Origin of the sequence: Moraxella sp. K23 (genome assembly GCF_041154765.1) — a bacterium.
GTDB classification, from domain to species: Bacteria; Pseudomonadota; Gammaproteobacteria; order Pseudomonadales; family Moraxellaceae; genus Faucicola; species Faucicola tetraodonis.
In genome coordinates this window covers 431,455-453,055 of record NZ_AP031595.1, presented here as the reverse complement: position 1 = coordinate 453,055, position 21,601 = coordinate 431,455, and the positions used below count along the sequence as shown (strand labels likewise).

38 protein-coding genes are annotated in these 21,601 nt (G+C 43.7%); 3 read left to right on the top strand and 35 right to left on the bottom strand.

The genetic code is table 11. The annotated features are described in order from the left end of the window. Window positions 1–44: 44 nt before the first annotated feature. The 5 genes from ACAM37_RS02010 to ACAM37_RS01990 form a co-directional block, all read right to left on the bottom strand. Window positions 45–392 carry a gamma-glutamylcyclotransferase family protein gene (locus ACAM37_RS02010; protein ID WP_138018561.1) on the bottom strand — a complete coding sequence of 116 codons (348 nt, stop codon included), beginning with the start codon at window positions 390–392 and terminating at the stop codon, window positions 45–47. Window positions 393–408: 16 nt separating this feature from the next. Continuing rightward, a complete protein-coding gene (gene hisG, locus ACAM37_RS02005) occupies window positions 409–1,071 on the bottom strand; it encodes an ATP phosphoribosyltransferase (RefSeq protein WP_099834369.1) in 663 nt (220 codons plus the stop codon). Window positions 1,072–1,084: 13 nt separating this feature from the next. Continuing rightward, window positions 1,085–2,350, bottom strand: a complete 1,266-nt coding sequence (murA, locus tag ACAM37_RS02000; RefSeq protein WP_369626409.1) for a UDP-N-acetylglucosamine 1-carboxyvinyltransferase — start codon at window positions 2,348–2,350, stop codon at window positions 1,085–1,087. Window positions 2,351–2,370: 20 nt separating this feature from the next. Further along, window positions 2,371–2,628, bottom strand: a complete 258-nt coding sequence (locus ACAM37_RS01995; RefSeq protein ID WP_065263076.1) for a BolA/IbaG family iron-sulfur metabolism protein — start codon at window positions 2,626–2,628, stop codon at window positions 2,371–2,373. A 92-nt stretch (window positions 2,629–2,720) separates the two neighbouring features. Continuing rightward, a complete protein-coding gene (locus ACAM37_RS01990) occupies window positions 2,721–3,125 on the bottom strand; it encodes a YraN family protein (RefSeq protein ID WP_369626408.1) in 405 nt (134 codons plus the stop codon). A 57-nt stretch (window positions 3,126–3,182) separates the two neighbouring features. Between ACAM37_RS01990 and ACAM37_RS01985 the strand changes: the two genes are divergently transcribed. Further along, window positions 3,183–3,593: a hypothetical protein gene (locus ACAM37_RS01985; RefSeq protein WP_007115576.1), complete on the top strand. Its 411-nt coding sequence runs from the start codon at window positions 3,183–3,185 to the stop codon at window positions 3,591–3,593. A 24-nt stretch (window positions 3,594–3,617) separates the two neighbouring features. After that, on the top strand, window positions 3,618–4,466 hold the full coding sequence (gene rsmI, locus ACAM37_RS01980; RefSeq protein WP_369626407.1) for a 16S rRNA (cytidine(1402)-2'-O)-methyltransferase: 849 nt from the start codon (window positions 3,618–3,620) through the stop codon (window positions 4,464–4,466). A 182-nt stretch (window positions 4,467–4,648) separates the two neighbouring features. Here rsmI and coaBC read toward each other — a convergent pair whose 3' ends face one another. Beyond that, window positions 4,649–5,980, bottom strand: coding sequence for a bifunctional phosphopantothenoylcysteine decarboxylase/phosphopantothenate--cysteine ligase CoaBC (gene coaBC, locus ACAM37_RS01975; protein WP_309592728.1), 1,332 nt, complete (start codon window positions 5,978–5,980; stop codon window positions 4,649–4,651). 87 nt (window positions 5,981–6,067) lie between these two features. Between coaBC and radC the strand changes: the two genes are divergently transcribed. Then, window positions 6,068–6,745: a RadC family protein gene (radC, locus tag ACAM37_RS01970; protein ID WP_065253360.1), complete on the top strand. Its 678-nt coding sequence runs from the start codon at window positions 6,068–6,070 to the stop codon at window positions 6,743–6,745. On the opposite strand, the gene ACAM37_RS01965 is transcribed toward radC, so the two are convergent. The 29 genes from ACAM37_RS01965 to rplC form a co-directional block, all read right to left on the bottom strand. Then, a complete protein-coding gene (locus ACAM37_RS01965) occupies window positions 6,742–7,311 on the bottom strand; it encodes a DUF4126 domain-containing protein (RefSeq protein WP_050324676.1) in 570 nt (189 codons plus the stop codon). The genes radC and ACAM37_RS01965 overlap by 4 nt on opposite strands. A 53-nt stretch (window positions 7,312–7,364) precedes the next feature. Next, window positions 7,365–8,117 carry a TSUP family transporter gene (locus ACAM37_RS01960; RefSeq protein WP_050324675.1) on the bottom strand — a complete coding sequence of 251 codons (753 nt, stop codon included), beginning with the start codon at window positions 8,115–8,117 and terminating at the stop codon, window positions 7,365–7,367. 89 nt (window positions 8,118–8,206) lie between these two features. Further along, window positions 8,207–8,566: a 50S ribosomal protein L17 gene (gene rplQ / locus ACAM37_RS01955; RefSeq protein ID WP_036593417.1), complete on the bottom strand. Its 360-nt coding sequence runs from the start codon at window positions 8,564–8,566 to the stop codon at window positions 8,207–8,209. 20 nt (window positions 8,567–8,586) lie between these two features. Then, window positions 8,587–9,594: a DNA-directed RNA polymerase subunit alpha gene (locus ACAM37_RS01950; protein ID WP_007115569.1), complete on the bottom strand. Its 1,008-nt coding sequence runs from the start codon at window positions 9,592–9,594 to the stop codon at window positions 8,587–8,589. A 29-nt stretch (window positions 9,595–9,623) separates the two neighbouring features. Then, on the bottom strand, window positions 9,624–10,265 hold the full coding sequence (rpsD, locus tag ACAM37_RS01945) for a 30S ribosomal protein S4 (protein WP_099808446.1): 642 nt from the start codon (window positions 10,263–10,265) through the stop codon (window positions 9,624–9,626). Window positions 10,266–10,275: 10 nt separating this feature from the next. After that, entirely contained in the window at window positions 10,276–10,665 is a 390-nt protein-coding gene (gene rpsK, locus ACAM37_RS01940) for a 30S ribosomal protein S11 (RefSeq protein ID WP_007115567.1), read from the bottom strand. Window positions 10,666–10,685: 20 nt separating this feature from the next. Next, the gene (gene rpsM / locus ACAM37_RS01935) at window positions 10,686–11,042 is read right to left on the bottom strand and encodes a 30S ribosomal protein S13 (RefSeq protein WP_007115566.1); all 357 of its coding nucleotides are present in this window, start codon (window positions 11,040–11,042) and stop codon (window positions 10,686–10,688) included. A 155-nt stretch (window positions 11,043–11,197) separates the two neighbouring features. Beyond that, a complete protein-coding gene (gene rpmJ, locus ACAM37_RS01930) occupies window positions 11,198–11,314 on the bottom strand; it encodes a 50S ribosomal protein L36 (protein ID WP_040403280.1) in 117 nt (38 codons plus the stop codon). A gap of 19 nt (window positions 11,315–11,333) precedes the next feature. Further along, window positions 11,334–12,671 (bottom strand): preprotein translocase subunit SecY, encoded by a 1,338-nt coding sequence (gene secY / locus ACAM37_RS01925; RefSeq protein ID WP_007115565.1) that lies wholly within the window; start codon window positions 12,669–12,671, stop codon window positions 11,334–11,336. A gap of 6 nt (window positions 12,672–12,677) precedes the next feature. After that, complete coding sequence (rplO, locus tag ACAM37_RS01920) at window positions 12,678–13,118, bottom strand: 50S ribosomal protein L15 (protein ID WP_007115564.1); 441 nt, start codon at window positions 13,116–13,118, stop codon at window positions 12,678–12,680. Beyond that, window positions 13,118–13,297, bottom strand: a complete 180-nt coding sequence (gene rpmD, locus ACAM37_RS01915) for a 50S ribosomal protein L30 (protein ID WP_007115563.1) — start codon at window positions 13,295–13,297, stop codon at window positions 13,118–13,120. The genes rplO and rpmD overlap by 1 nt, the downstream gene beginning before the upstream one ends. 16 nt (window positions 13,298–13,313) lie before the next feature. Then, a complete protein-coding gene (rpsE, locus tag ACAM37_RS01910) occupies window positions 13,314–13,811 on the bottom strand; it encodes a 30S ribosomal protein S5 (protein ID WP_007115562.1) in 498 nt (165 codons plus the stop codon). Window positions 13,812–13,813: 2 nt separating this feature from the next. Continuing rightward, window positions 13,814–14,164: a 50S ribosomal protein L18 gene (gene rplR / locus ACAM37_RS01905; protein ID WP_007115561.1), complete on the bottom strand. Its 351-nt coding sequence runs from the start codon at window positions 14,162–14,164 to the stop codon at window positions 13,814–13,816. Window positions 14,165–14,175: 11 nt separating this feature from the next. Then, window positions 14,176–14,709 carry a 50S ribosomal protein L6 gene (gene rplF / locus ACAM37_RS01900; protein WP_007115560.1) on the bottom strand — a complete coding sequence of 178 codons (534 nt, stop codon included), beginning with the start codon at window positions 14,707–14,709 and terminating at the stop codon, window positions 14,176–14,178. Window positions 14,710–14,782: 73 nt separating this feature from the next. Beyond that, window positions 14,783–15,181, bottom strand: coding sequence for a 30S ribosomal protein S8 (gene rpsH, locus ACAM37_RS01895; protein ID WP_065253364.1), 399 nt, complete (start codon window positions 15,179–15,181; stop codon window positions 14,783–14,785). An 11-nt stretch (window positions 15,182–15,192) separates the two neighbouring features. Continuing rightward, the gene (gene rpsN / locus ACAM37_RS01890) at window positions 15,193–15,498 is read right to left on the bottom strand and encodes a 30S ribosomal protein S14 (protein WP_007115558.1); all 306 of its coding nucleotides are present in this window, start codon (window positions 15,496–15,498) and stop codon (window positions 15,193–15,195) included. 18 nt (window positions 15,499–15,516) lie between these two features. Then, window positions 15,517–16,056, bottom strand: a complete 540-nt coding sequence (rplE, locus tag ACAM37_RS01885) for a 50S ribosomal protein L5 (protein WP_007115557.1) — start codon at window positions 16,054–16,056, stop codon at window positions 15,517–15,519. A 19-nt stretch (window positions 16,057–16,075) separates the two neighbouring features. Then, window positions 16,076–16,393 carry a 50S ribosomal protein L24 gene (gene rplX, locus ACAM37_RS01880; RefSeq protein WP_007115556.1) on the bottom strand — a complete coding sequence of 106 codons (318 nt, stop codon included), beginning with the start codon at window positions 16,391–16,393 and terminating at the stop codon, window positions 16,076–16,078. Window positions 16,394–16,400: 7 nt separating this feature from the next. Next, window positions 16,401–16,769: a 50S ribosomal protein L14 gene (rplN, locus tag ACAM37_RS01875; protein ID WP_007115555.1), complete on the bottom strand. Its 369-nt coding sequence runs from the start codon at window positions 16,767–16,769 to the stop codon at window positions 16,401–16,403. A gap of 116 nt (window positions 16,770–16,885) precedes the next feature. Continuing rightward, on the bottom strand, window positions 16,886–17,170 hold the full coding sequence (gene rpsQ, locus ACAM37_RS01870; RefSeq protein ID WP_007115554.1) for a 30S ribosomal protein S17: 285 nt from the start codon (window positions 17,168–17,170) through the stop codon (window positions 16,886–16,888). Between the two features lie 2 nt (window positions 17,171–17,172). Beyond that, the gene (gene rpmC / locus ACAM37_RS01865) at window positions 17,173–17,379 is read right to left on the bottom strand and encodes a 50S ribosomal protein L29 (protein ID WP_007115553.1); all 207 of its coding nucleotides are present in this window, start codon (window positions 17,377–17,379) and stop codon (window positions 17,173–17,175) included. Then, entirely contained in the window at window positions 17,379–17,792 is a 414-nt protein-coding gene (gene rplP / locus ACAM37_RS01860) for a 50S ribosomal protein L16 (RefSeq protein WP_007115552.1), read from the bottom strand. The genes rpmC and rplP overlap by 1 nt, the downstream gene beginning before the upstream one ends. Before the next feature lie 5 nt (window positions 17,793–17,797). Then, entirely contained in the window at window positions 17,798–18,550 is a 753-nt protein-coding gene (rpsC, locus tag ACAM37_RS01855; RefSeq protein WP_007115551.1) for a 30S ribosomal protein S3, read from the bottom strand. 1 nt (window position 18,551) lies between these two features. Beyond that, a complete protein-coding gene (gene rplV, locus ACAM37_RS01850) occupies window positions 18,552–18,881 on the bottom strand; it encodes a 50S ribosomal protein L22 (protein ID WP_007115550.1) in 330 nt (109 codons plus the stop codon). A gap of 10 nt (window positions 18,882–18,891) precedes the next feature. Continuing rightward, complete coding sequence (gene rpsS / locus ACAM37_RS01845; RefSeq protein ID WP_007115549.1) at window positions 18,892–19,167, bottom strand: 30S ribosomal protein S19; 276 nt, start codon at window positions 19,165–19,167, stop codon at window positions 18,892–18,894. 11 nt (window positions 19,168–19,178) lie between these two features. Next, window positions 19,179–20,009, bottom strand: coding sequence for a 50S ribosomal protein L2 (gene rplB, locus ACAM37_RS01840; protein WP_007115548.1), 831 nt, complete (start codon window positions 20,007–20,009; stop codon window positions 19,179–19,181). 10 nt (window positions 20,010–20,019) lie between these two features. Next, window positions 20,020–20,343 (bottom strand): 50S ribosomal protein L23, encoded by a 324-nt coding sequence (gene rplW / locus ACAM37_RS01835; protein ID WP_007115547.1) that lies wholly within the window; start codon window positions 20,341–20,343, stop codon window positions 20,020–20,022. Next, window positions 20,340–20,942, bottom strand: coding sequence for a 50S ribosomal protein L4 (gene rplD, locus ACAM37_RS01830; RefSeq protein WP_007115546.1), 603 nt, complete (start codon window positions 20,940–20,942; stop codon window positions 20,340–20,342). Before rplD ends, rplW begins: the two co-directional genes overlap by 4 nt. Before the next feature lie 14 nt (window positions 20,943–20,956). Further along, a complete protein-coding gene (rplC, locus tag ACAM37_RS01825; RefSeq protein ID WP_007115545.1) occupies window positions 20,957–21,595 on the bottom strand; it encodes a 50S ribosomal protein L3 in 639 nt (212 codons plus the stop codon). Between the last annotated feature and the right edge of the window lie 6 nt (window positions 21,596–21,601).

Below are 21,601 nucleotides of genomic sequence, written 5' to 3'. Positions count from 1 at the left end.
TTTCAATGTCTTGATTTTCAATGTTTTTATCTTCAAAGACAACTTTAATAATGCTGTAGATTGTCGAGTGCATACACAAAGGTTTGGATTTTCGCACCATTGTCAAGCGTGGCGGTTACTTCAATGCGCTGATAGGCTTCACCTTCAAACTCATCTAGCCGCGCCCAATGATTGACCAAATCATCCGACGAAAACACCCATCCGGCTACCATGTCGCCTTGTTCATCTAGGATGACTGCAGGAAATCCAAGTGCCGAACCCCAACCGCCATCTGGCATCAAATGCCCACGAATAGTCGCAGGTTGCCAACTGCCGTTGTTGATGGGTGTCATGATACTGTGGTTATCGCGATTGGGCGCTAGCGTGCCATACACAAAAAGATGCTGCATCATGGTAATTTTTGAACCGTTACTGGGTGTTATCAGCGACGCTTTGCTTGAAACTTTCAATGATTGGCTCAAGCAGGGCAAATTTGCGTTTATAACTGACTTGATTGACAATCAAACGCGAAGAGACTTGGCAAATCTCTTGGCGCGGCTCTAGACCATTGGCTTTTAAGGTATTACCGGTATCGACCACATCTACAATCAAATCACCCAAGCCTACCAATGGCGCAAGTTCCATGGAACCATAGAGTTTAATCACATCCACTTGTTCACCGCGACTGGCAAAAAACGCGCGCGTCACATTGACATATTTGGTGGCAATTCGAAGACGACGACTGGGTAATTGTAGCCCCACTTTACCTGCCGTCATCAAACGGCATTTGGCAATTTGTAGGTCAAGCAATTCATATAAATTGCTTGAGCCATGCTCCATCAGCACATCTTTACCCGCTACACCAAAATCCGCCGCCCCATGCTCCACATAGGTTGGCACGTCACTGGCACGTAAAATCAAAATCCGCACGTCAGCATGCGTGGTCGGGAAAATAAGTTTACGTGATTCTTCTGGGTCTTCAAGTAGTTCGATACCTGCCTTTTTTAGCAGGGGCAAGGTATCTTTTAAGATTCGCCCTTTGGATAACGCTAAGGTAAGACCGTTATAATTGGCATCATTTGCTTGTATCATTGTCTTATACCTGTTATTCGCCTTTTACCCGCTCAATGGTGACGCCCAAGCCGCGCAGTTTATCTTCCACATACTCATAACCACGGTCGATGTGGTAAATGCGCTCGATACAGGTCTCGCCCTGGGCTGCCACCGCTGCCATTACCAATGACATAGAGGCGCGTAAATCGGTTGCAATGACAGGCGCGGCATTGAGTTTATCGACGCCTTGAACAACGGCAGTATGACCATCGACCTTGATATTTGCGCCCATACGTTGCAGCTCAGGGACATGCATGTAGCGATTTTCAAAAATATTTTCAATAATGGTACTGGTACCTTCTGCAATACAGCAAACTGTCATGAGCTGGGCTTGCATATCGGTTGGGAACGCAGGGTGTGGTAATGTGCGGATATCAACGGCTTTTGGACGACCCGCCATTTTGACATTAATCCAGTCGCTGCCAACGGTGACTTGGGCGCCCATTTCTTCAAATTTTTTAAGCACGGATTGCATTAAGCTTGCTTCAGTTTTTTTGGCAGTCACTTCGCCGCCTGTCATCATGGCAAGCGCAAGATATGAGCCTGTTTCAATACGGTCTGGTACTACTGAGTACTCACAGCCATTCAATTTGTCAACGCCTTCAATGGTCATATAAGCGGTGCCAATGCCTTCAATTTTTGCGCCCATTTTGACAAGCATATTAGCCAGATCAACCACTTCTGGTTCACGCGCACAGTTTTCTAGGTGCGTGGTTCCTTCCGCCAATGCCGCTGCCATGATGGTGTTTTCAGTGCCGCCAACCGTGACCATATCAAAGGTAAAATGACAGCCTTTTAGCCGACCGCTAGCGGGTGCTTTGGCTTTGACATAGCCATTTTTAACGGTGATGGTCGCTCCCATCGCTTCCAAGGCTTTTAGATGTTGGTCGACAGGGCGTGAGCCAATTGCGCAGCCACCAGGTAGCGACACTTCAGCCTCCCCAAAGCGCGCAAGCAGCGGTCCCAATACCAAAATCGATGCACGCATGGTTTTGACCAGCTCATACGGGGCATAGTAGCTATTGATGGTACTGGTATCGCAAGTCACCGTATCGCCGTTCTTTTCAATGGTGATACCCGTTCCCGCAATCAATTTGACCAAGGTATTGACGTCTTTGAGTGTCGGTACATTGTGCAGGGTGGCGGGGGTTTCTGCCAAAATCATTGCCGCAAGCAAGGGTAATGCCGCATTTTTTGCACCAGAGATGACCACTTCACCTTTGACCTGGGTGCCACCCGTGATTAAAAATTTATCCATGTGTTTCTCCTAAAAATGGCTTATTGCGCAGCTTGTTTGGCTTGCATCTCATGCCACTGGGCATAGGTCAACGCTTGGATATTGAGTGCATGGATTTCACCTGACGCAAATTTATCAGACACCAACCCCAATACGGCTTGTTGACGTGCGACAGGACGTTTACCCTCAAAGCTGTCATCCACCACGCGCACATCAAATTTGTTGCCTTGATTGGCAGCTTCGATTTTGCCACTCGGAAAATGGGGTTGTAGTAAAGTAATTAAATCTTGTGCGTTCATGGGAAATACCTAATAAAAGAGGGGTAAAATTATACTATTTTGCTGCGTAGCATAGCATAATTTTTGCTAAGTTTATACGTTATACAAAATGCTTAATTTACGCTAAAAGCGTCCTTAATCCACGTAGGCGTTGGCATGACAGCCTGCCGTGCAGCTAAAACGCCTTCATAAATTACTACATCAAAGCGAATGTCAAAGGTATCAAATTGTGGATGCGCTTGTAAAAAAGCTGCGGTGGTTTTAATGATTTTACGTTGTTTGGCGGGGGTGATACTGTCTAAACTTGTGCCAAATTGGCTGGCTTTTCGTTGACGCACTTCGACAATGACTAAGCAAGGGATTTTTTGCGTCAGCTCAAGCATCACCAAATCAAGCTCGCCCAAGTTTTTGTAGTGCCAGTTTTTGGCAAAAAACGTTAAGCCTTGCGCTTCAAGGTAGTGTTTGGCGAGGGTCTCAAAGTGGTCGCCTTGGCGTTGTTTTGGTGAGGTGAGTTTCATTTTGAAGGATGATTGACTATGTTAAAATGAAATTTATTATACTTTGAGAATTAAACAATGCAAAATCCAAAATGCCAAGTTTATCCTAACCTTCCCTTTGAAAATCTCATTCCCGCCATTGATGCGATTCATTATGACGGCCGTACATTGCGAGTAACATTGCTATTTAAACCACAAGATTATGAGTTAGTATATTTAGACTTTGAATATGTCATGGGTTTTAGAATGCTTAGAGAAGGAGATTTACTAGACTTTCCAAATGATGAATACCCTAAAAATTGGTTATTATCTGTTTCAGAAAATGGCTGGTATGAACAGGAAAAATTACGAAAAGGCTTTACTTCACAATATGTCTTTGACATGAAGGGTAACCGCCCAAATGAATTCTTTATTCTGGGTGAAAGTGATTGTATTAGTGTTTTAACGAGTCTCACAGATGTTCCAAAAATAACTTTCATTGAACGATAATTTTATAAAGAAAACGAGAAAAATATGACTTCAAATCAAGGCACACTCTATATCGTCGCCACCCCGATTGGTAATTTATCCGATATCACCGCCCACGCCATCGACTGCCTAAAAAGCGTGGCTATCATCGCCTGCGAAGACACCCGCACCTCGGGCAAACTGCTCAACCACTTTAACATCCCCACCAAAACTTGGGCTTATCACGATCACAATGCCGAAGTACAGACCCCTAAACTGATTGAGATATTACAGTCAGGGCAAAGTATCGCGATTATCAGTGATGCCGGCACCCCACTCATTAGCGACCCTGGTTTTCGACTGGTGCGCGCCTGTCACCAAGCCGGTATCAAAGTCTCGCCGGTTGTCGGTGCCAGTGCTGCCATAGCCGCCTTATCGGTCGCAGGATTACCCTCAGACAAGTTTTATTTTTACGGCTTTTTGCCTGCCAAAACCGCAGGACGCCAAAGCGAATTGACTAAAATCAAGGATTTAACCGCCACGCTGATTTTTTATGAAGCGCCCCATCGTATTGTTGAGTGTATCGATGACATGATTATGGTGCTTGGCGACAATCGACAAGTGACGTTTTGCCGTGAGATAACCAAAACGTTTGAAACCATTTATCCATCAACGCTTGGTGAACTAAAGCAGTTTGTTGCAAGCGATGCCAATCAGCAAAAAGGGGAAATGGTACTGGTGGTCGCTGGGGCAAGTGAATTACAGAATCATGATAATCAGCACGATGAATTGCTAAAACGACTATTGCAAGATTTGTCAGTGAAAAAAGCCGCACAGCTCGCGAGCGATATCACAGGGACGAAAAAAAATGCCTTATATGACAGAGCTTTACGACTACAACGGATAGTAGAATAAACGCTGATACTTTTCATCAGCGCTACCCCGTCAAGTGATGAAATATATTAACCATCGCTAAAATCGCAACTATCACTAATCATTAACACCAAACTAATTAGCGGCTAAAAGCTAAAACAACCTAAGACACACTTTAGTTAATGCAAAAAAGTTGGGTGCAATCACGCAGCTTTTTTGGGTGATTAATGCAAATTTTCCCCAATTAAAGCAACCAATTGTTCCGCGATTTTATCTTTACTGGCTTTTTCTAGTGTCGCCCCTGCTGCTCTATCCCTGAAAAACACCGTCATGGCATTGTCATCACTGCCAAAACCAATATCGGTGCGGGACACATCATTACAAGCAATCATATCTAAGTTTTTGGCGTCAAGCTTGCCACGAGCGTATTTTTCTACATCTTGGGTTTCTGCCGCAAATCCTACCACAAAAACATCAGGGAATTCTTTGGCAATGGTCGCCAAAATATCAGGATTTTTCACCAAATCCAGTGCCATCTGATCTTGCGTTTTTTTAATCTTTTGCGGCACGACATCACGCGTGCGGTAATCAGCGACCGCAGCCGTGGCAATAAAAATATCGGTCGCTGTCCTGACAGGTTCGACTTCGACATCATTGCCGAATTCATCATGGTCATGATGGTGGTGATGATGCTCATGGTCATGATGAGGGTGGTCATGGTCGTGATGGTGGTGGTCATGGCACTCACATATATCGTCACTGGCGCATTGGCGAGCAGTCATTAGCATTTCTTCAGCCGATAACACATCGATACGATTGACCAGTAGTGGCGTTGGTAGGGGCACTTTACCCCCAACGATCAAGGTCACCCTCGCGCCTGCATTACGGCACGCTTTTGCCAGCGCAAATCCCATTTTGCCCGTGGAATGATTGGATAGATAGCGCACAGGGTCGATGGCTTCAATCGTTGGACCTGCGGTGATTGTCACATTTTTACCCGCCAATACTTGTGGGGTGATTTGCGCTGCGATGAAATATTGCACGTATTCAAGCAACTGCTCTGGCTCTGGCAATCTTCCCTCACCGATATCACCACAAGCTTGCTCACCGCTGGCTGGTTGGATGATTTCATAATCATAATCGGTTAACGTCTGCAAATTAAGTTTGACCGATGGATGTTGCCACATTTGCTGATTCATAGCAGGCGCCACCAAAATCGGGGCAGCGGTAGCAAGGCAGACGGTAGTGAGTAAATCATCCGCTATTCCCATGGCCAGTTTGGCAATCGTATTCGCGGTAGCAGGCGCGATAATCAGTAAATCCGCCCATTTTGCCAGTTCAATATGCCCCATTCCCAGCTCAGCGCTCTCATCCAACAAGTCGATATGCACTGGGTTACCCGTTAAGGCCTGCAGCGTTAACGGTGTGATAAAGGCTTGTGCGCTTGCCGTCATAATAACACGGACGTCATAGCCATTTTTAATCAATAGTCGGGCAAACGAGGCGGATTTGTAGGCAGCAATACCGCCTGTAATACCAAGAAGGATATTTTTCATAAGATAAAAGCACTAAAAAATTTTGCCTATAGTAACAATTTTCCGCCATTTTAGGTATGATTAATCATCATTTATTAGGAAATGCCTATGGCAATCAAAGACTGGCACCAAGACGAGCGCCCCAGAGAAAAGCTACTGCAAAAAGGCGCTGAGAGTCTATCCGATAGCGAGATTTTGGCAATATTCTTACGCACAGGCACCAAAGACCAATCCGCCATCGAACTGGCTCGTGGCTTGATTGAGAAATTTGGCAGTCTGGCTCAGTTACTATCTGCGCCTAGTGAAGCAGTCATGGCGTGTCACGGTATCGGCATGGCAAAATACGCGCAGATTTTGGCAAGCCTTGAGATGGGCAAACGCTACCTTGCCAGCCAAGTCAAACAAGCCCCTACCCTTAACGCCAGCCAATTGGTCAAAGACTATCTGACTACGCAGCTGCGACCGCTCAATCGCGAGGTGTTTGCGGTGCTGTTTTTGACCAATCAACTCACCTTAATCCAGTATGAGGTATTATTCACAGGCGGTATTTCATCGTGCTCAGTATGTGTGAGGGAAGTGTTGCGCTGTGCGTTAAAATACGGGGCAAGTCAGCTTATTATCGCCCATAATCACCCAAGCACCTCTGCCACAGCGTCACAGGCAGATCTGGAAATTACTCGCAGTTTGGCAAAAGCGTGTCAGCTTGTCGATATGACTTTGATTGACCATATTATCGTGGGTCAAGATGGCACGCTTTCTTTACAAGAAACAGGCAAGATGCCTTAGCGTTTGACGCGGTTTTTAACCATTATTACTACCCAAATCATCATCAGTAAACCAATGATTAACGCAATCATCGCAAAAATGGGTGAAAAAATCGACAAAGCCGACAGCCCTATCGCTGTCCCGGTTTCTGCCACTGAAACAGCGGGATTTGCCAAACCGCCCGTCGTCGCAGTCGAAGCCACGCGCGTGGTGGCAGCTGTACCTTTAATCGTAGCCGCAGCGCCGCCGCCAGCAATGATCGCTAGCGCCCAAGTCATGGCAGGACTCATATCGGTCAATGTCGAAGCCATGACCAATGTTCCTGCAATCCCTGCGAGCGGTACAGCAACCGTATCTAACAGATGATCAACCAACGGGATTAAATAACTGATCGACTCTGCAATACTGGCTACGCCTAAAATAATTAACGCAGGGGTGGATGCCACCCATTGCCAGCTATCATTAAGGGGAATGATATGAAAATATGCCGCACAACTGAGGGCAAACAGCGGTACAAACACACGAAACCCACTACTTGCCGCCAAGCCAATCCCAAGAAAAATACTTAAAATCATTTCAGTTGTCATATGTTCTATAGTCTAAGTATGAATAATGTTACCACTATCATAAATAAAAATTATTAAGAAAAAAACACATATTTAATTAGCATCGCGAAACACATCACCACAATCACCGGTCGAATAAACTTAGTGCCCCCTTTAACGGCCATCCTTGCACCCAATGAAGCACCAATAAATTGCCCCACCATCATAGCAACTCCCACTGACCAAAGCACTTTTCCACCCAACACAAAGAACATCAATGAGGCGGCATTGCTGGTAAAGTTGAGTAATTTGGCATTGGCAGTCGCGGTAATCATATCCAAGCCCCGCATGGTGATACCGCCTAGCGCAAAAAACATCCCTGTACCAGGGCCCAAATAGCCATCATAAAAACCAATTAAGGGTGACATCCCATATTGCCATTTATTTTTGCTGATTCGTGGTGCAGATTTGACCTCACCAATATTGGGTGCAAACAGATAATAAATACCAATAAGCGCGATTAAAAAAGGAATGCCTTTGGCTAATAGCACTGGCGGAGAAAGTTGCACAGCCATAGCGCCTAGCACAGCTCCGACAAAACAGGCGATAATCGAACGCCAAATTTGCTTGGGGTGAATCTTGCCTTTGCGTATCATGGTAATAGAAGCAGAAAGCGAACCTGCAGTCGCTTGCAGCTTATTGGTGCCCAAGGTATAAAGCGTAGGAACATTTGCCATTAACAGGGCAGGAATAGTTAGTAAGCCGCCACCCCCTGCCATGGCATCTAAAAATCCTGCAATCCCCGCGACCAACGTTAACATCACTAGTACATCAAAACTCAGCTGCATCATATTTCCAAAGGTTAATTGAGGAGTTATCACTATAAACAAAAAAACCCCATAAGCGCGAACCTATGGGGTTTTTTTAATCAGGATGATTAGTCACGGTCTACTAATTCAACGTATGCCATCGGTGCAGCATCGCCATCGCGATAACCACATTTGATGATACGTAAATAACCACCTGGACGCGCTTTGTAGCGTGGGCCTAGTGTCGTGAATAATTTACCTACAGTCGCTTTATTACGTAAGCGGTTAAACGCTAGACGACGGTTAGCAACTGAATCTTCTTTTGCCAAAGTAATTAGCGGCTCTGCCACACGGCGAAGCTCTTTAGCTTTAGGAAGAGTAGTTTTGATGAGTTCATGTTCAAATAGTGAGTTGGTCATATTTTGGAACATGGCCTTACGATGGCTGCTGGTACGACCCAACTTAACTCCACTGTTACGATGTCGCATGGTCAAACTTCCTTTAAATTTTAACGGCTACGGTAAGAGAAGCGGTCATCAACACGTAAATCAGCAGGTGGCCAATTTTCAAGGCGCATACCAAGTTCTAAGTCTTTAGAAGCAAGGACGTCTTTGATTTCAGTTAATGATTTCTTACCGAGATTTGGGGTTTTTAACAACTCAGTTTCGGTGCGTTGTACCAAATCGCCAATGTAATAGATATTTTCCGCCTTCAAGCAATTTGCTGAGCGAACCGTTAATTCTAAGTCATCCACTGGGCGAAGTAGCACAGGGTCAACTTCTTCTTTTTCCTTAACAGGTTCTGGGGTAGCTTCCGCTTCAAGGTCAACAAATACGGCAATTTGCTGCTGCAAAATCGTTGCTGCTTTACGAATCGCTTCTTCTGGATCGATAGTACCATTGGTTTCAAGTTCGATAACCAAACGGTCTAAGTCAGTACGTTGTTCAACACGGGCATTTTCAACTTGGTATGCCACGCGTAAGATTGGGCTATAGCTAGCGTCCAATTTTAAACGACCAATAACTTTGTTATCACCAGAATCTTTGCGTACATTGGCAGGCTCATAACCACGACCTACTGCTACACGCAAACGCATTTTTAAATGACCACGATCACTTAATGTACCTAAAACTAAATCAGGATTGATAATCTCTACATTGTGAGGTAACTCAATATCTGATGCTAGTACAGTGCCAGGACCTTGTTTGTCAAGGGTCAAGAATACTTCATTTTGATCATGCAATTGGATCGCTAAACCTTTTAAATTTAATAATAGATCTAGCACATCTTCTTGCAACCCTTCAAGGGTTGAATACTCATGATCAACGCCTTCGATTTCAGCTTCGATTACAGCTGCACCAGGCAATGAAGATAATAGAATACGACGTAGGGCATTACCTAATGTATGCCCAAAACCTCGTTCTAACGGTTCGAGCGTGACTTTGGCGTGTGTTTCATTGACCGTGTCCACATGAATGGCATTCGGTGTAAGAAACTCAGTAGCATTTAGCATCATTTGTCACCTCGACTTTATAGTAAAATTAATTATTTAGAGTACAACTCAACGATTAAGCTTTCGTTGATTTCGCTTGGTAAATCAGCACGCTCTGGCGCTTGTTTAAAAGTACCTTGCAATTTGCTGTGATCAACTTCCAACCATACAGGTGTGCCACGTTGACCCGCCAATTCAATTGCGTTTTTGATACGTAATTGTTCTTTGGCTTTTTCGTGTACGGCAATCACATCACCATCTTGTAATTGGATTGAAGGAATGTTCACACGAACAAACTCATCACGACCCGCTTTTTTTACTAGAATAGCACGATGGCTAACTAATTGGCGAGCTTCTGCGCGAGTTGCACCAAAACCCATACGATAAACAACGTTATCGAGGCGACGTTCTAACATTTGAAGCAAGTTTTCGCCAGTTGCGCCTTTCATACGCGCAGCTTCTTTATAGTAGTTTGAGAATTGACGCTCTAACACACCATAAATGCGTTTTACTTTTTGTTTTTCACGAAGCTGTGCAGAATACTCTGACGTTTTGCTACGTGGATTACCATGTTGACCAGGGGCACGGTCAGCTTTTTTGGTTTTTTCTTCGTACGCTTTTACGCCTGATTTTAATTGTAAATCAGTACCTTCACGACGAGAAAGTTTTAATTTTGGACCTAGATAACGGGCCATGAAAGTCTCCTTATACGCGACGTTTTTTCGGTGGACGAGTTCCGTTATGAGGAATCGGGGTTATATCGCTAATGCTGTTTATTTTATAACCCAATGCACCTAAGGCTCTTACCGCAGACTCACGACCAGGTCCTGGACCTTTAACCAAGACATCAACATTCTTGACACCATATTCTTGTGCTGCTTTACCAGCAACTTCAGCCGCAACCTGTGCAGCAAATGGTGTAGATTTACGTGAACCACGGAAGCCTTGTCCACCAGCGGTGGCCCAAGCCAAAGCATTACCTTGACGATCGGTAATCGTTACAATGGTGTTATTAAAAGACGCATGGATGTGCGCTACGCCCTCAGCTACCGAGCGGCGAGTCACTTTTTTGCGACTACGAGTGTCTTTTGCCATCTTTTAGCTTCCTAAGTTAATTATTTTCTGATTGCTTTACGTGGACCCTTACGAGTACGCGCATTTGTTTTTGTGCGTTGACCATTTACTGGTAAACCGCGACGATGACGCAAGCCACGATAGCAACCTAAGTCTACTAAACGTTTAATATTCATCGAGATTTCACGACGCAAGTCACCTTCAGTCGCATACTCTGCAACTTGGGTACGGACAGCATCAAGCTGAGTATCATTTAGTTCACTGATTTTAGTAGTTGGTGCAATGTTTACCGCTTCTAAAATTTTAGCAGCAGTGGTACGACCAATACCAAAAATATAAGTGAGTGAAATGATAGCGTGCTTGTTGTCCGGAATGTTTACACCGGCAATACGAGCCATTGACATTTCTCCAATTATAAGGAAAAGATGAGTTAATCATCTACTGATGTAGCATTTTGAAACACTTGGTTATCTACAAATGTGTCAAAATAACGACAAGTAGCGGATAATACAGTATCCGCTACCTGATTTCAAGTCCAATCTAACAATTTAGATTAACCTTGACGTTGTTTATGACGCGGTTCTGCACTACAAATAACGCGAACAACGCCTTTGCGGCGTACAATTTTGCAGCTACCGCAGATTCTTTTTACAGATGCTTGAACTTTCATTTTCAGCTCCTAGTAGTAGTTATGAATGCTTGACTTCCATAGTTTGCATCAGCGAATAATCATGGTATTGGTGAGTCATTAAGTGCGCTTTAACTTGGGCAATAAAGTCCATAATCACGACCACACTAATCAGTACTGAGGTACCGCCTAGATGAAACGGAATACCAAACGCAGATTGCAATATCATCGGCATCAAACAAATAATTGTCATATAAATCGCACCAATAAAGGTTAAGCGATTTAATACATGATCTAAATAACGTTGAGTTTGTAAACCTGGACGAATACCTGGAATATACGCCCCACTTCGTTTCAAATTCTCTGATACTTCTTTTGGACTAAATACCAACGCGGTATAAAAATAACAAAAGAAAATAATCAAGGCTGCAAAAATTACCAAATACAGCGGCTGGCCGGGTGATAACACTAATGCCATATTCTGCAAGAAACTTTGAAAAATATTGGGATTGGGTGATTGACCTACCCACTGTCCCAAACTCGCTGGGAATAACAACAATGAACTGGCAAAAATCGCTGGAATAACCCCTGCCATATTAATTTTTAATGGCAAATGCGATTGCTGCTGTGCATATATTTTTCGTTCTTGCGATTGCTTTTGGGCATAGTTGACTGGGATACGGCGCTGTGCACGCTCAATAAATACAATCCCCGCCACCACCGCTAACGCCAATAAACTAAATATCAACAAGGCAATCATATTCATTTGACCTTGCTGGACAGAGTTAATTGACTGTGTGACCACTTGTGGAAAAGTCGCTACGATACCCGCTAAAATTAGCATTGAAATACCGTTACCAATACCACGTTCAGTAATCTGTTCACCTAACCACATCAAAAACATCGACCCTGCAACCAACGAGGTTACCGCAGGAATATAAAAACCAAGACCACTGGTTAATGTGAGATTCTGACTAATCAACCCTGTACACATACCAATTGATTGAACCAAAGCTAAGGCAAGGGTTAATTGGCGTGTATACTTGTTGATTTGGCGTTGACCGGCTTGGCCTTCTTTTTTTAATGCATCCAATGATGGTATAACCGCCGTCATCATCTGGACAATGATTGAAGCAGAAATATAAGGCATAATCCCGAGTGCCATGACTGACATCCGCTCTAATGCCCCACCAGAAAACATATTAAACAAACCTAAAATAGTATTTTCATTGGTTTGAAAAAATTTCGATAAGCTTTCTGGATCCATACCAGGAATAGGTACGTGTGAACCGAAACGATAGACGACTAAAGCACCCAACAAAAATAGTAAACGATTAAATAATTCATCGTACTTACGAATAAATGCTAGAGGATTCATCGATGTTGAATGCTTAGTCATGTAGGATTACTCCTCAACAGTACCACCAGCTGCTTCAATAGCCGCTTTAGCACCTTTAGTCACTTTAACACCTTTAAAAGTATATGCTTTGGTTACGTCACCTGAAAGGATGATACGAACACGTTGCATATCGTGGCGAATGATATTCGCTGCTTTTAAAGACTCAACGCTTACCACGTCACCATCAACTTGGTTCAATTCTGATAAACGCACTTCTGCCGTTACCATTGCAAGTTTACTGGTGAAACCAAATTTTGGCAAACGACGGTATAAAGGCATCTGACCGCCTTCAAAACCTGAGCGAATACCAGAACCTGTACGTGAGGTTTGACCTTTGACACCACGACCACCGGTTTTACCGATACCAGAACCGATACCACGACCACGGCGAAGTTTATTTTTTCTTGAACCTTCAGCTGGGCTCAATTCATTTAAACGTAGACCCATTATACTTCCTCCACTTTAACTAAGTAGTTAACGCGGTTTACCATACCACGGGTCGAAGGGGTATCTTCAACTTCGACAGTATGTCCAATACGACGTAACCCTAAACCTTTCAAACAAGCTTTATGGCTTGCTAGGCGATGGGCACTCGATTTTACTTGAGTAACTTTCATTTTTTTCATGTTAGCTCACCTTAGCTTAGCCCAAGATTTCTTCAACTGATTTGCCGCGTTTTGCCGCAACTTTTTCAGGAGAAGACATTTCTTTTAACCCGTTGAAAGTTGCACGTACAACGTTAGCGGCATTGGTTGAACCATAGCATTTTGCTAATACGTTTTCTACGCCTGCAACTTCTAATACTGCACGCATTGCACCACCCGCGATAACACCGGTACCTTCAGAGGCTGGTTGCATATACACGCGGCTTGCACCGTGGCTAGCAGTAATAGGATGTTGAAGGGTTGTACCTGCTAAATCAACGGTAATCATATTACGTTTGGCAGCTTCTAGTGCTTTTTGAATCGCTGCAGGCACTTCACGCGCTTTACCACGACCAAAACCAACACGACCATTACCATCACCTACCACTGTGAGTGCGGTGAAAGAAAAGATACGACCACCTTTTACAACTTTAGATACACGGCCAACTGTGACTAAGCGCTCTACTAAACCGTCTGTTTGTTCAACTTTTGCCATGATTAGAACTCCAATCCATTTTCACGAGCGGCTTCAGCTAATGCTTTAACACGACCATGATATTTAAAACCGCTACGATCAAACGCAACTTTAGTAATACCGGCAGCTTTAGCGCGTTCTGCAATTAATTTACCAACGGCAGTTGCAGCTTCGATGTTGCTAGTTTGACCAGCACGTAAAGTAGTATCTAACGTTGAAGCTTGGGCTAATACTTCACCACCCGTTGGTGAGATAACTTGTGCATAGATGTGGGTGTTAGTACGATTAACAGATAGACGATTTACGCCTAAACCACGGATATGTGCACGGGTTTTTTTCGCTCTGCGAAGGCGAGCAGCTTTTTTATCAAACATGTCATTTCACCTTATTTTTTCTTAGCTTCTTTACGAGCGACATACTCATCGCTATAACGAACGCCTTTACCTTTGTAAGGCTCAGGTGGGCGATAGCCACGAATGTTTGCTGCTGCTTGACCTAGCTTTTGTTTGTCGCTAGATTTTAACACGATTTCAGTCGCAGTTGGAGTTTCAGCAGTAACACCTTCAGGTAGTACATATTCGATTGGGTGTGAGTAACCTAAGTTTAGGTTAACTTTATTGCCAGCAACAGCGGCTTTATAACCAACACCAATCAATTGTAGACGACGTTCGAAGCCTTCAGTAACACCTTTAACCATGTTGCTTAATAATGCACGAACTGTACCAGTGTGCATCCAACCGTCTTTGGTGTCAGATTTTGGTGAAAGAATAATTTGATTATCTTCCTGTTTTAGCTCGACCAAATCATGCAGGCGTAAAGTTAGCGTACCTTTGCTACCTTTAACTTCAACCTGCTGACCGTTCAAAGTAACACTTGTACCATTTGGTAGTGCTACAGGGGCTTTAGCCACACGAGACATACGGGTAATTCCTATAAAAGTGATAAAAAAACGAACAGGCACAACAAACTATGCCTGTCCCTCTTAATGTTGATTAAGCTACGAACGCAATAACTTCGCCGCCTAATCCAGCTGCACGAGCTTCACGGTCGCTCATGATGCCTTTACTGGTAGAGATGATTGCTACACCTAGACCTTTTTGGACACTTGGTAGTGCATCTTTACCACGGTATTGACGTAAACCTGGACGACTATAACGTTTAATCGTTTCAATAACTGGTTTACCTTCAAAATATTTTAACTCGATAGTTAATTCAGTTTTACCTGTACCAACTTCTTGAGTTTCTGCGGTTGCAACATAACCTTCTTTCACTAGCAAATCAGCAATTGATTTACGTAGTTTTGAGTTTGGCATAGTCACAGACGCTTTTTGAGCCATTTGTGCATTACGGATACGAGTCAACATATCAGCAACGGTATCTTGCATACTCATATTGTTTCCCCTTACCAGCTTGCTTTATGAACGCCAGGTACATCACCTTGCATTACTTTTTCACGAATCATGTTACGTGAAAGACCAAATTTACGGAAATACCCATGTGGACGACCTGTCAATGCACAACGGTTACGTAAACGTACTGGTGAAGCGTCACGTGGCAGTGCTTGTAATGCCAGCATGGCGTCCATACGTTCTTCATCAGTTGCGTTAATGTCGCTGATAATTGCCTTAAGCTTTGCACGCTTCTCAGCATATTTAGCAACAGTCGCTTCGCGTTTAAATTCGCGATTAATCATACTTTTCTTTGCCATATTGCCTTATCCTTGCTGTTAGCCCTTGAATGGGAAGCCGAATGCTTTAAGCAATGCACGACCTTGATCATCAGTTTTTGCGGTAGTCGTAATGGTAATATCTAAACCACGAATACGGTCGATTTTGTCAAAGTCAACTTCAGGGAAAACGATTTGCTCTTTGATACCTAGTGAATAGTTACCACGGCCATCAAATGCTTTATCTGTAAACCCGCGGAAGTCACGAATACGTGGAATAGCGATTGAGATTAAACGATCTAAAAATTCGTACATCTGTTCGCCACGTAACGTTACTTTACAGCCGATTGGCCATTCTTCACGGATTTTAAAGCCTGCAACTGATTTGCGAGCTTTGGTTACTACAGGTTTTTGACCGGCAATTGCCGTCATATCCGCTAATGCGCCCTCAAGAACTTTTTTGTCTTGCGCTGCATCACCCACACCCATGTTTAGGGTGATTTTGGTGATTTTAGGGATTTCCATAACGTTGGCTAAACCAAGCTCTTGCTGAATTTTTTGCTTAAGCTGTTCGTTATATTGTGTTTTAAGTCTTGCCATTACTGATACCCTTAGATGGTTATGCAGTCGCCACAACTTCACCAGATGAACGATAAACGCGTTGTTTTTTGCCTTCGTCATTCAATTGGTAAGAAATACGATCTGCCTTTTGGGTTGCTGCATTATAAATTGCAACATTTGAAATGTGTAAAAATGCTTCTTTCTCGATAATACCACCTTCAACGCCAGTCTGTTGGTTTGGCTTTTGGTGTTTTTTAACGATGTTGATGCCTTCAACTTTTACACGGTCTTCTTTTACTGCTAGTATTGTACCTTGCTTGCCTTTATCTTTGCCAGCAATTACAATCACTTGGTCGCCTTTACGTAATTTTGCCATGTTTTCCTCACAATACTTCTGGGGCTAATGAAACAATTTTCATAAATTGTTCGCCACGTAGTTCGCGGGTTACTGGTCCAAAAATACGTGTTGCAATTGGTGCTTTATTGTTGTTCAACAACACAGCTGCATTATCATCAAAACGTAGTACTGAACCGTCAGGACGACGTACACCAAACTTCGTGCGTACGACTACCGCGTTCATTACATCACCTTTCTTGACACGACCGCGTGGAATTGCTTCTTTCACAGTCACTTTAATGATGTCGCCTACTGATGCATAACGACGATGTGAGCCACCTAGCACTTTAATGCACATAACTCGTTTTGCACCACTGTTGTCTGCAACTTCCAGCATTGTTTCAGTCTGAATCATCGCGTTACTCCATAAATTGGCAAAACAAGTCTTTGCCACAATAAGCCATTTTTAAGGTGGCGTATTGTAGCAGTTACTGACTTACTTTGCAATTATAACTATCTATTTAAGTTAAATTAAATATTAACTGCTTTTTCTACGACGTCTACTAACACCCAAGATTTGGTTTTTGATAGTGGACGTGTTGATTTGATACGAACTGTATCACCAACGCCACACTCATTGTTTTCATCATGAGCATGTAGTTTGGTAGAACGGCGAATCATTTTGCCATATTTGGCATGACGAATACGACGCTCAACAAGTACCGTAATGGTTTTATCCATTTTGTCACTGACAACTTTACCAGTGACTGTACTTTGTTCAGTAGCGTTAGCTTGGTTGGTATTTTGCTCACTCATGATTAAGCCCCTTGGTTTTCGGTGTTCTGTTTTTCAGAGATAAGAGTCTTGATTTGAGCAATCGTACGACGATTTGCTTTAATCTCATGGGTGTTGCCTAACTGACCAGTGGCTTTTGCCATACGAAGACGAAATGTTTCTAATTGTTTTTCGTCTAGTAATTGGGTCAGCTCTTCGACTGATTTGTCTTTAAGTTCACTGATCTTCATTACATTATCGTCCGTTTAACAATGGTGGTTTTGAAAGGCAACTTGGCAGCTGCAAGCGTGAACGCTTCAGTTGCTAGCTCGTCAGAAACCCCTTCGATTTCATAAAGCATTTTGCCTGGTTTGATTTCGCATACCCAGTATTCTACTGGACCTTTACCTTTACCCATACGAACTTCTAGTGGTTTTTCGGTAATTGGTTTGTCTGGGAATACACGAATCCAAATTTTACCACCGCGCTTGATACGACGTGAAATCGTACGACGAGCAGCTTCGATTTGACGTGCAGTCATACGACCACGTTCTACTGATTTAAGTCCGATTGTACCAAAAGATACGCTACTACCACGGTGAGCTAACCCCGTATTACGTCCTTTTTGTACTTTACGAAACTTGGTACGTTTTGGTTGTAACATATCGATTAACCTCTGTCTTTAGCTGGGCGCTCACTACGTGGGCGGTCGCTACGATCATTACGAGCACGACGTTTTTGAGGTGCACGTGCTTGTTTTTCTTCTTTGACTGGATTATATACACGGTTCATGCCATCAAGCACTTCTCCACGGAAAATCCAAACTTTTACACCGATAGTACCGTAAGTGGTTTCTGCGCGTACATTTGAGTAGTCAATGTCAGCACGTAATGTATGCAAAGGTACACGACCTTCACGATACCACTCTGAGCGCGCAATCTCAGCACCGCCAAGACGACCTGATAGCTCAACTTTGATACCTTGTGCGCCAGCTTTCATACTGTTTTGAACAGCACGTTTCATAGCACGGCGGAACATCACACGACGTTCAAGTTGTGAAGCAATACCATCAGCCACTAGACGTGCGTCTAAGTCTGGTTGGGTGATTTCTTCAATGCTAACTTGTGCTGGTACGCCCATTAATTTGGTAAGTTCTTTTTGTAGGCTTTCAATATCTTCGCCTTTTTTACCAATGATAATACCAGGACGTGCCGTGGCGATAGTGATTTTAGCTGCGCCCGTAGGACGTTCGATGCTAATACCGCTGATCATCGCTGCTTTAAGCTTTTTCTCTAAATATTTACGAACTTGTAAGTCGTTGATTAAGTATTCAGAGTATTTTTTTGGATCTGCATACCAGTTAGCGTTTGATTTACGGATTACGCCAAGACGGATGCCGATTGGATGAACTTTCTGTCCCATATTATGCTCCTACCTTAACTGTGATGTGGCAAGTACGTTTGCTAATACGGTCAGCACGACCTTTGGCACGTGGTAAAACACGTTTTAACGTAATACCTTCATCCACATAAATGGTAGAAACACGCAATGTATCGATGTCTAAACCATTGTTATGCTCAGCGTTAGCAATCGCAGATTCTAAGCATTTTTTAACCAATTTAGCGGCTTTTTTGTTGCTAAAGGTTAAGATATCTAATGCACGCTCAATTGATTTGCCGCGAACTTCGTCAGCAACTAAGCGTACTTTTTGTGCCGAAATGGCGGCACCGCGTAATTTTGCAGTTACTTCCATGATGAGCACCTTATTTCTTAGATTTCTTGTCAACGCCGTGACCACGATATGTACGGGTTGGGGCGAATTCACCAAGTTTATGACCAACCATTTGCTCGTTTACGATAACAGGTACGTGTGTACGACCGTTATGAACAGAAATAGTTAAGCCGACCATTTGTGGCAAAATCATTGAGCGACGTGACCAAGTTTTGATTGGTTTGCGTGAGTTAGTTTCTAACGCATTCTCAACTTTGGCAAACAAGTGCGCATCGATGAATGGACCTTTTTTCAATGAACGAGGCATGAAATTATTCCTTATTTCTTATTGACGCGACGACGGCGGATAATCATGTGGTCAGTACGTTTGTTAGAACGTGTTTTAAGGCCTTTAGCCTTTTGACCCCATGGGCTGGTTGGGTGTTTACCGAAGTTACGACCTTCACCACCACCGTGTGGATGGTCAACTGGGTTCATTGCAGTACCACGAACGGTAGGACGAACGCCACGCCAGCGGTTGGCACCTGCTTTACCCAATGATTTAAGGTTATTTTCAGTGTTTGATACTTCACCGATAACCGCACGACAATTTACGTGGATACGACGAGTTTCGCCTGAACGTAAACGAACGATTGCATAGATACCATCACGACCCAATAATTGAACCGCAGCACCTGCTGAACGAGCGATCTGTGCACCTTTACCGATTTTAAGTTCGATATTGTGAATCACTGTACCTACTGGAATGCTACGTAGTGGTAAGCAGTTACCTGGGCGAATTGGTGCAGTTTCACCAGAAATAACGGTATCGCCTTGTTGCAATTTTTTTGGTGCGATGATGTAACGACGCTCACCGTCTGCATATTTAAGTAGTGCGATGTGCGCAGTACGGTTTGGATCGTACTCAATACGCTCTACAACAGCAGGGATGTTGTCTTTGTTACGTTTGAAGTCAACAACACGGTAATGCTGTTTATGACCACCACCGATATGACGGGTAGTGATGCGACCGTTGTTGTTACGACCACCAGTTTTGCCTTTTGACTCTACTAATGCTGCATAAGGACGACCTTTGTGAAGGTGTGGATGCACCACTTTCTCGACAAATCGGCGACCTGGTGATGTCGGTTTGGCTTTTACGATAGGCATTGTGTAATCCTTATTCGTTGTCAGCAGCAGGTTGTTCTGCTACGTCGGCTACTTGAACATCTTGACCAGCTTTTAAGGTCACATAGGCTTTTTTGAAGTCTTGACGACGACCTACCGTGCGACCAAATCGCTTTGTCTTACCTTTAACATTCAAAGTGTTAACTTTAACTACTTCAACACCTTCAAACATTAATTCTACGGCTTTTTTAATCTCTTTTTTTGTCGCGTTGGTGTCAACTTTGAACACTTGCACACCTAAAGTATCGCCCAAGATTTGAGATTTTTCTGAAAATACAGGTGCTTTTAGTACCTGATATAGTCTTGCGTTATTCATGCTAACACTCCCTCAATTTCTTTGGCGGCTGCGACAGACATGATGACTTTGTCAAACGCAATCAGGCTAACTGGATCAACTTCAGTGCTACCTAGTACGCTGACGTATGGAATATTGCGAGCAGCTAAGTAAAGATTTTCGTCAACTTCATTGGTAACGATTAATGCTTTAGGGGCATTTAAGTCTTTAAGTTTAGCGATAAGCTCTTTAGTTTTTGGTGCTGAAATGCTGATGTCATCAACCAATACTAAACGGTCTTGACGAATCAATTCAGCAAGAATGCATTGCATGGCACCACGGTACATTTTACGGTTCACTTTTTGTGACCAATCTTGTGGTTTGGCTGCAAATGCGCGACCACCACCGACCCAAATTGGGCTACGGATGGAACCTGCACGTGCACGGCCAGTACCTTTTTGACGCCATGGTTTTTTACCACCGCCAGATACTTCACCACGCGTTTTTTGAGCACGGCTACCTTGACGACCACCCGCTAAATAAGCGGTAACTACTTGGTGTACAAGTGCTTCGTTGAATTCACGACCAAATGCTACGTCTGATAGCTCAACCGCCGAACCTGTTACTGTATTTAGATTCACGTTAATCCCCTTGATTAAGCTTTAACTGATGGACGTACGATAACGTCGCCACCGTTGGCACCAGGAATTGCACCCTTGATAACTAGGATACCTTTTTCAGCATCAACTGAAATCACTTCTAAGCCTTGTACGGTCACACGTTTGTTACCCATTTGACCTGGCATTTTTTTGCCTTTAAATACACGACCCGGTGTTTGGTTTTGACCTGTAGAACCCACAACGCGGTGAGATACTGAGTTACCATGTGTCCAATCTTGTGAACGGAAGTTGTGGCGTTTGATACCACCTTGGAAACCTTTACCTTTGCTGGTACCAATTACGTCAACGATTTGACCTACTTGGAACAAGTCAGCAGCGATTTCACTACCTGCTTCGCGGCCTTCAAGTTCGCTGTCTTCGACGCGAAATTCCCAAGTGCCACGACCTGCAGCAACGCCAGCTTTTGCAAAGTGACCTTTTTGAGCTGCATTAACACGAGAATCACGACGTTCACCAGTTGTTACTTGGATAGCTTGGTAGCCGTCTGTGTCTTGTGTTTTGATTTGAGAGATACGGTTGGCAGTAACTTCAACAACAGTGACAGGAATTGAAACACCTGCTTCTGTGAAGATACGAGTCATGCCGCATTTTTTTCCGACTAAACCGATCGCCATGTTGTT

Bases quoted from the DNA above. Each gene is read 5' to 3' on its own strand.
- ACAM37_RS01950 (WP_007115569.1), bottom strand. From the start codon at position 9,594: ATGATGCTAAATGCTACTGAGTTTCTTACACCGAATGCCATTCATGTG.
- rpsS (WP_007115549.1), bottom strand. From the start codon at position 19,167: ATGCCTCGTTCATTGAAAAAAGGTCCATTCATCGATGCGCACTTGTTT.
- rpsE (WP_007115562.1), bottom strand. From the start codon at position 13,811: ATGGCAAAAGTTGAACAAACAGACGGTTTAGTAGAGCGCTTAGTCACA.
- secY (WP_007115565.1), bottom strand. From the start codon at position 12,671: ATGACTAAGCATTCAACATCGATGAATCCTCTAGCATTTATTCGTAAG.
- rpmJ (WP_040403280.1), bottom strand. From the start codon at position 11,314: ATGAAAGTTCAAGCATCTGTAAAAAGAATCTGCGGTAGCTGCAAAATT.
- rpsD (WP_099808446.1), bottom strand. From the start codon at position 10,265: ATGGCCCGTTATCTAGGTCCAAAATTAAAACTTTCTCGTCGTGAAGGT.
- rpsK (WP_007115567.1), bottom strand. From the start codon at position 10,665: ATGGCAAAAGACACTCGTAGTCGCAAAAAAGTGACTCGCCGCTCGGTA.
- rplQ (WP_036593417.1), bottom strand. From the start codon at position 8,566: ATGCGACATCGTAACAGTGGAGTTAAGTTGGGTCGTACCAGCAGCCAT.
- rpsN (WP_007115558.1), bottom strand. From the start codon at position 15,498: ATGGCAAAGAAAAGTATGATTAATCGCGAATTTAAACGCGAAGCGACT.
- rplO (WP_007115564.1), bottom strand. From the start codon at position 13,118: ATGGGTCTACGTTTAAATGAATTGAGCCCAGCTGAAGGTTCAAGAAAA.
- rplX (WP_007115556.1), bottom strand. From the start codon at position 16,393: ATGGCAAAATTACGTAAAGGCGACCAAGTGATTGTAATTGCTGGCAAA.
- rpmD (WP_007115563.1), bottom strand. From the start codon at position 13,297: ATGAAAAAAATGAAAGTTACTCAAGTAAAATCGAGTGCCCATCGCCTA.
- ACAM37_RS01960 (WP_050324675.1), bottom strand. From the start codon at position 8,117: ATGCAGCTGAGTTTTGATGTACTAGTGATGTTAACGTTGGTCGCGGGG.
- ACAM37_RS02010 (WP_138018561.1), bottom strand. From the start codon at position 392: ATGATGCAGCATCTTTTTGTGTATGGCACGCTAGCGCCCAATCGCGAT.
- rplN (WP_007115555.1), bottom strand. From the start codon at position 16,769: ATGATTCAGACTGAAACAATGCTGGAAGTTGCAGACAACAGTGGTGCA.
- murA (WP_369626409.1), bottom strand. From the start codon at position 2,350: ATGGATAAATTTTTAATCACGGGTGGCACCCAGGTCAAAGGTGAAGTG.
- hisG (WP_099834369.1), bottom strand. From the start codon at position 1,071: ATGATACAAGCAAATGATGCCAATTATAACGGTCTTACCTTAGCGTTA.
- rplC (WP_007115545.1), bottom strand. From the start codon at position 21,595: ATGGCGATCGGTTTAGTCGGAAAAAAATGCGGCATGACTCGTATCTTC.
- rplW (WP_007115547.1), bottom strand. From the start codon at position 20,343: ATGAATAACGCAAGACTATATCAGGTACTAAAAGCACCTGTATTTTCA.
- ACAM37_RS01985 (WP_007115576.1), top strand. From the start codon at position 3,183: ATGCAAAATCCAAAATGCCAAGTTTATCCTAACCTTCCCTTTGAAAAT.
- rpsC (WP_007115551.1), bottom strand. From the start codon at position 18,550: ATGGGACAGAAAGTTCATCCAATCGGCATCCGTCTTGGCGTAATCCGT.
- rpsH (WP_065253364.1), bottom strand. From the start codon at position 15,181: ATGAGTATGCAAGATACCGTTGCTGATATGTTGACTCGTATCCGTAAT.
- rpsM (WP_007115566.1), bottom strand. From the start codon at position 11,042: ATGGCTCGTATTGCCGGTGTAAACATTCCGGACAACAAGCACGCTATC.
- rpmC (WP_007115553.1), bottom strand. From the start codon at position 17,379: ATGAAGATCAGTGAACTTAAAGACAAATCAGTCGAAGAGCTGACCCAA.
- rplE (WP_007115557.1), bottom strand. From the start codon at position 16,056: ATGGCAAGACTTAAAACACAATATAACGAACAGCTTAAGCAAAAAATT.
- rplF (WP_007115560.1), bottom strand. From the start codon at position 14,709: ATGTCTCGTGTGGCTAAAGCCCCTGTAGCACTACCAAATGGTACAAGT.
- ACAM37_RS01990 (WP_369626408.1), bottom strand. From the start codon at position 3,125: ATGAAACTCACCTCACCAAAACAACGCCAAGGCGACCACTTTGAGACC.
- radC (WP_065253360.1), top strand. From the start codon at position 6,068: ATGGCAATCAAAGACTGGCACCAAGACGAGCGCCCCAGAGAAAAGCTA.
- rplB (WP_007115548.1), bottom strand. From the start codon at position 20,009: ATGCCTATCGTAAAAGCCAAACCGACATCACCAGGTCGCCGATTTGTC.
- rplR (WP_007115561.1), bottom strand. From the start codon at position 14,164: ATGTTTGATAAAAAAGCTGCTCGCCTTCGCAGAGCGAAAAAAACCCGT.
- rpsQ (WP_007115554.1), bottom strand. From the start codon at position 17,170: ATGAGTGAGCAAAATACCAACCAAGCTAACGCTACTGAACAAAGTACA.
- ACAM37_RS01965 (WP_050324676.1), bottom strand. From the start codon at position 7,311: ATGACAACTGAAATGATTTTAAGTATTTTTCTTGGGATTGGCTTGGCG.
- rplP (WP_007115552.1), bottom strand. From the start codon at position 17,792: ATGTTACAACCAAAACGTACCAAGTTTCGTAAAGTACAAAAAGGACGT.
- rplV (WP_007115550.1), bottom strand. From the start codon at position 18,881: ATGGAAGTAACTGCAAAATTACGCGGTGCCGCCATTTCGGCACAAAAA.
- coaBC (WP_309592728.1), bottom strand. From the start codon at position 5,980: ATGAAAAATATCCTTCTTGGTATTACAGGCGGTATTGCTGCCTACAAA.
- rsmI (WP_369626407.1), top strand. From the start codon at position 3,618: ATGACTTCAAATCAAGGCACACTCTATATCGTCGCCACCCCGATTGGT.
- ACAM37_RS01995 (WP_065263076.1), bottom strand. From the start codon at position 2,628: ATGAACGCACAAGATTTAATTACTTTACTACAACCCCATTTTCCGAGT.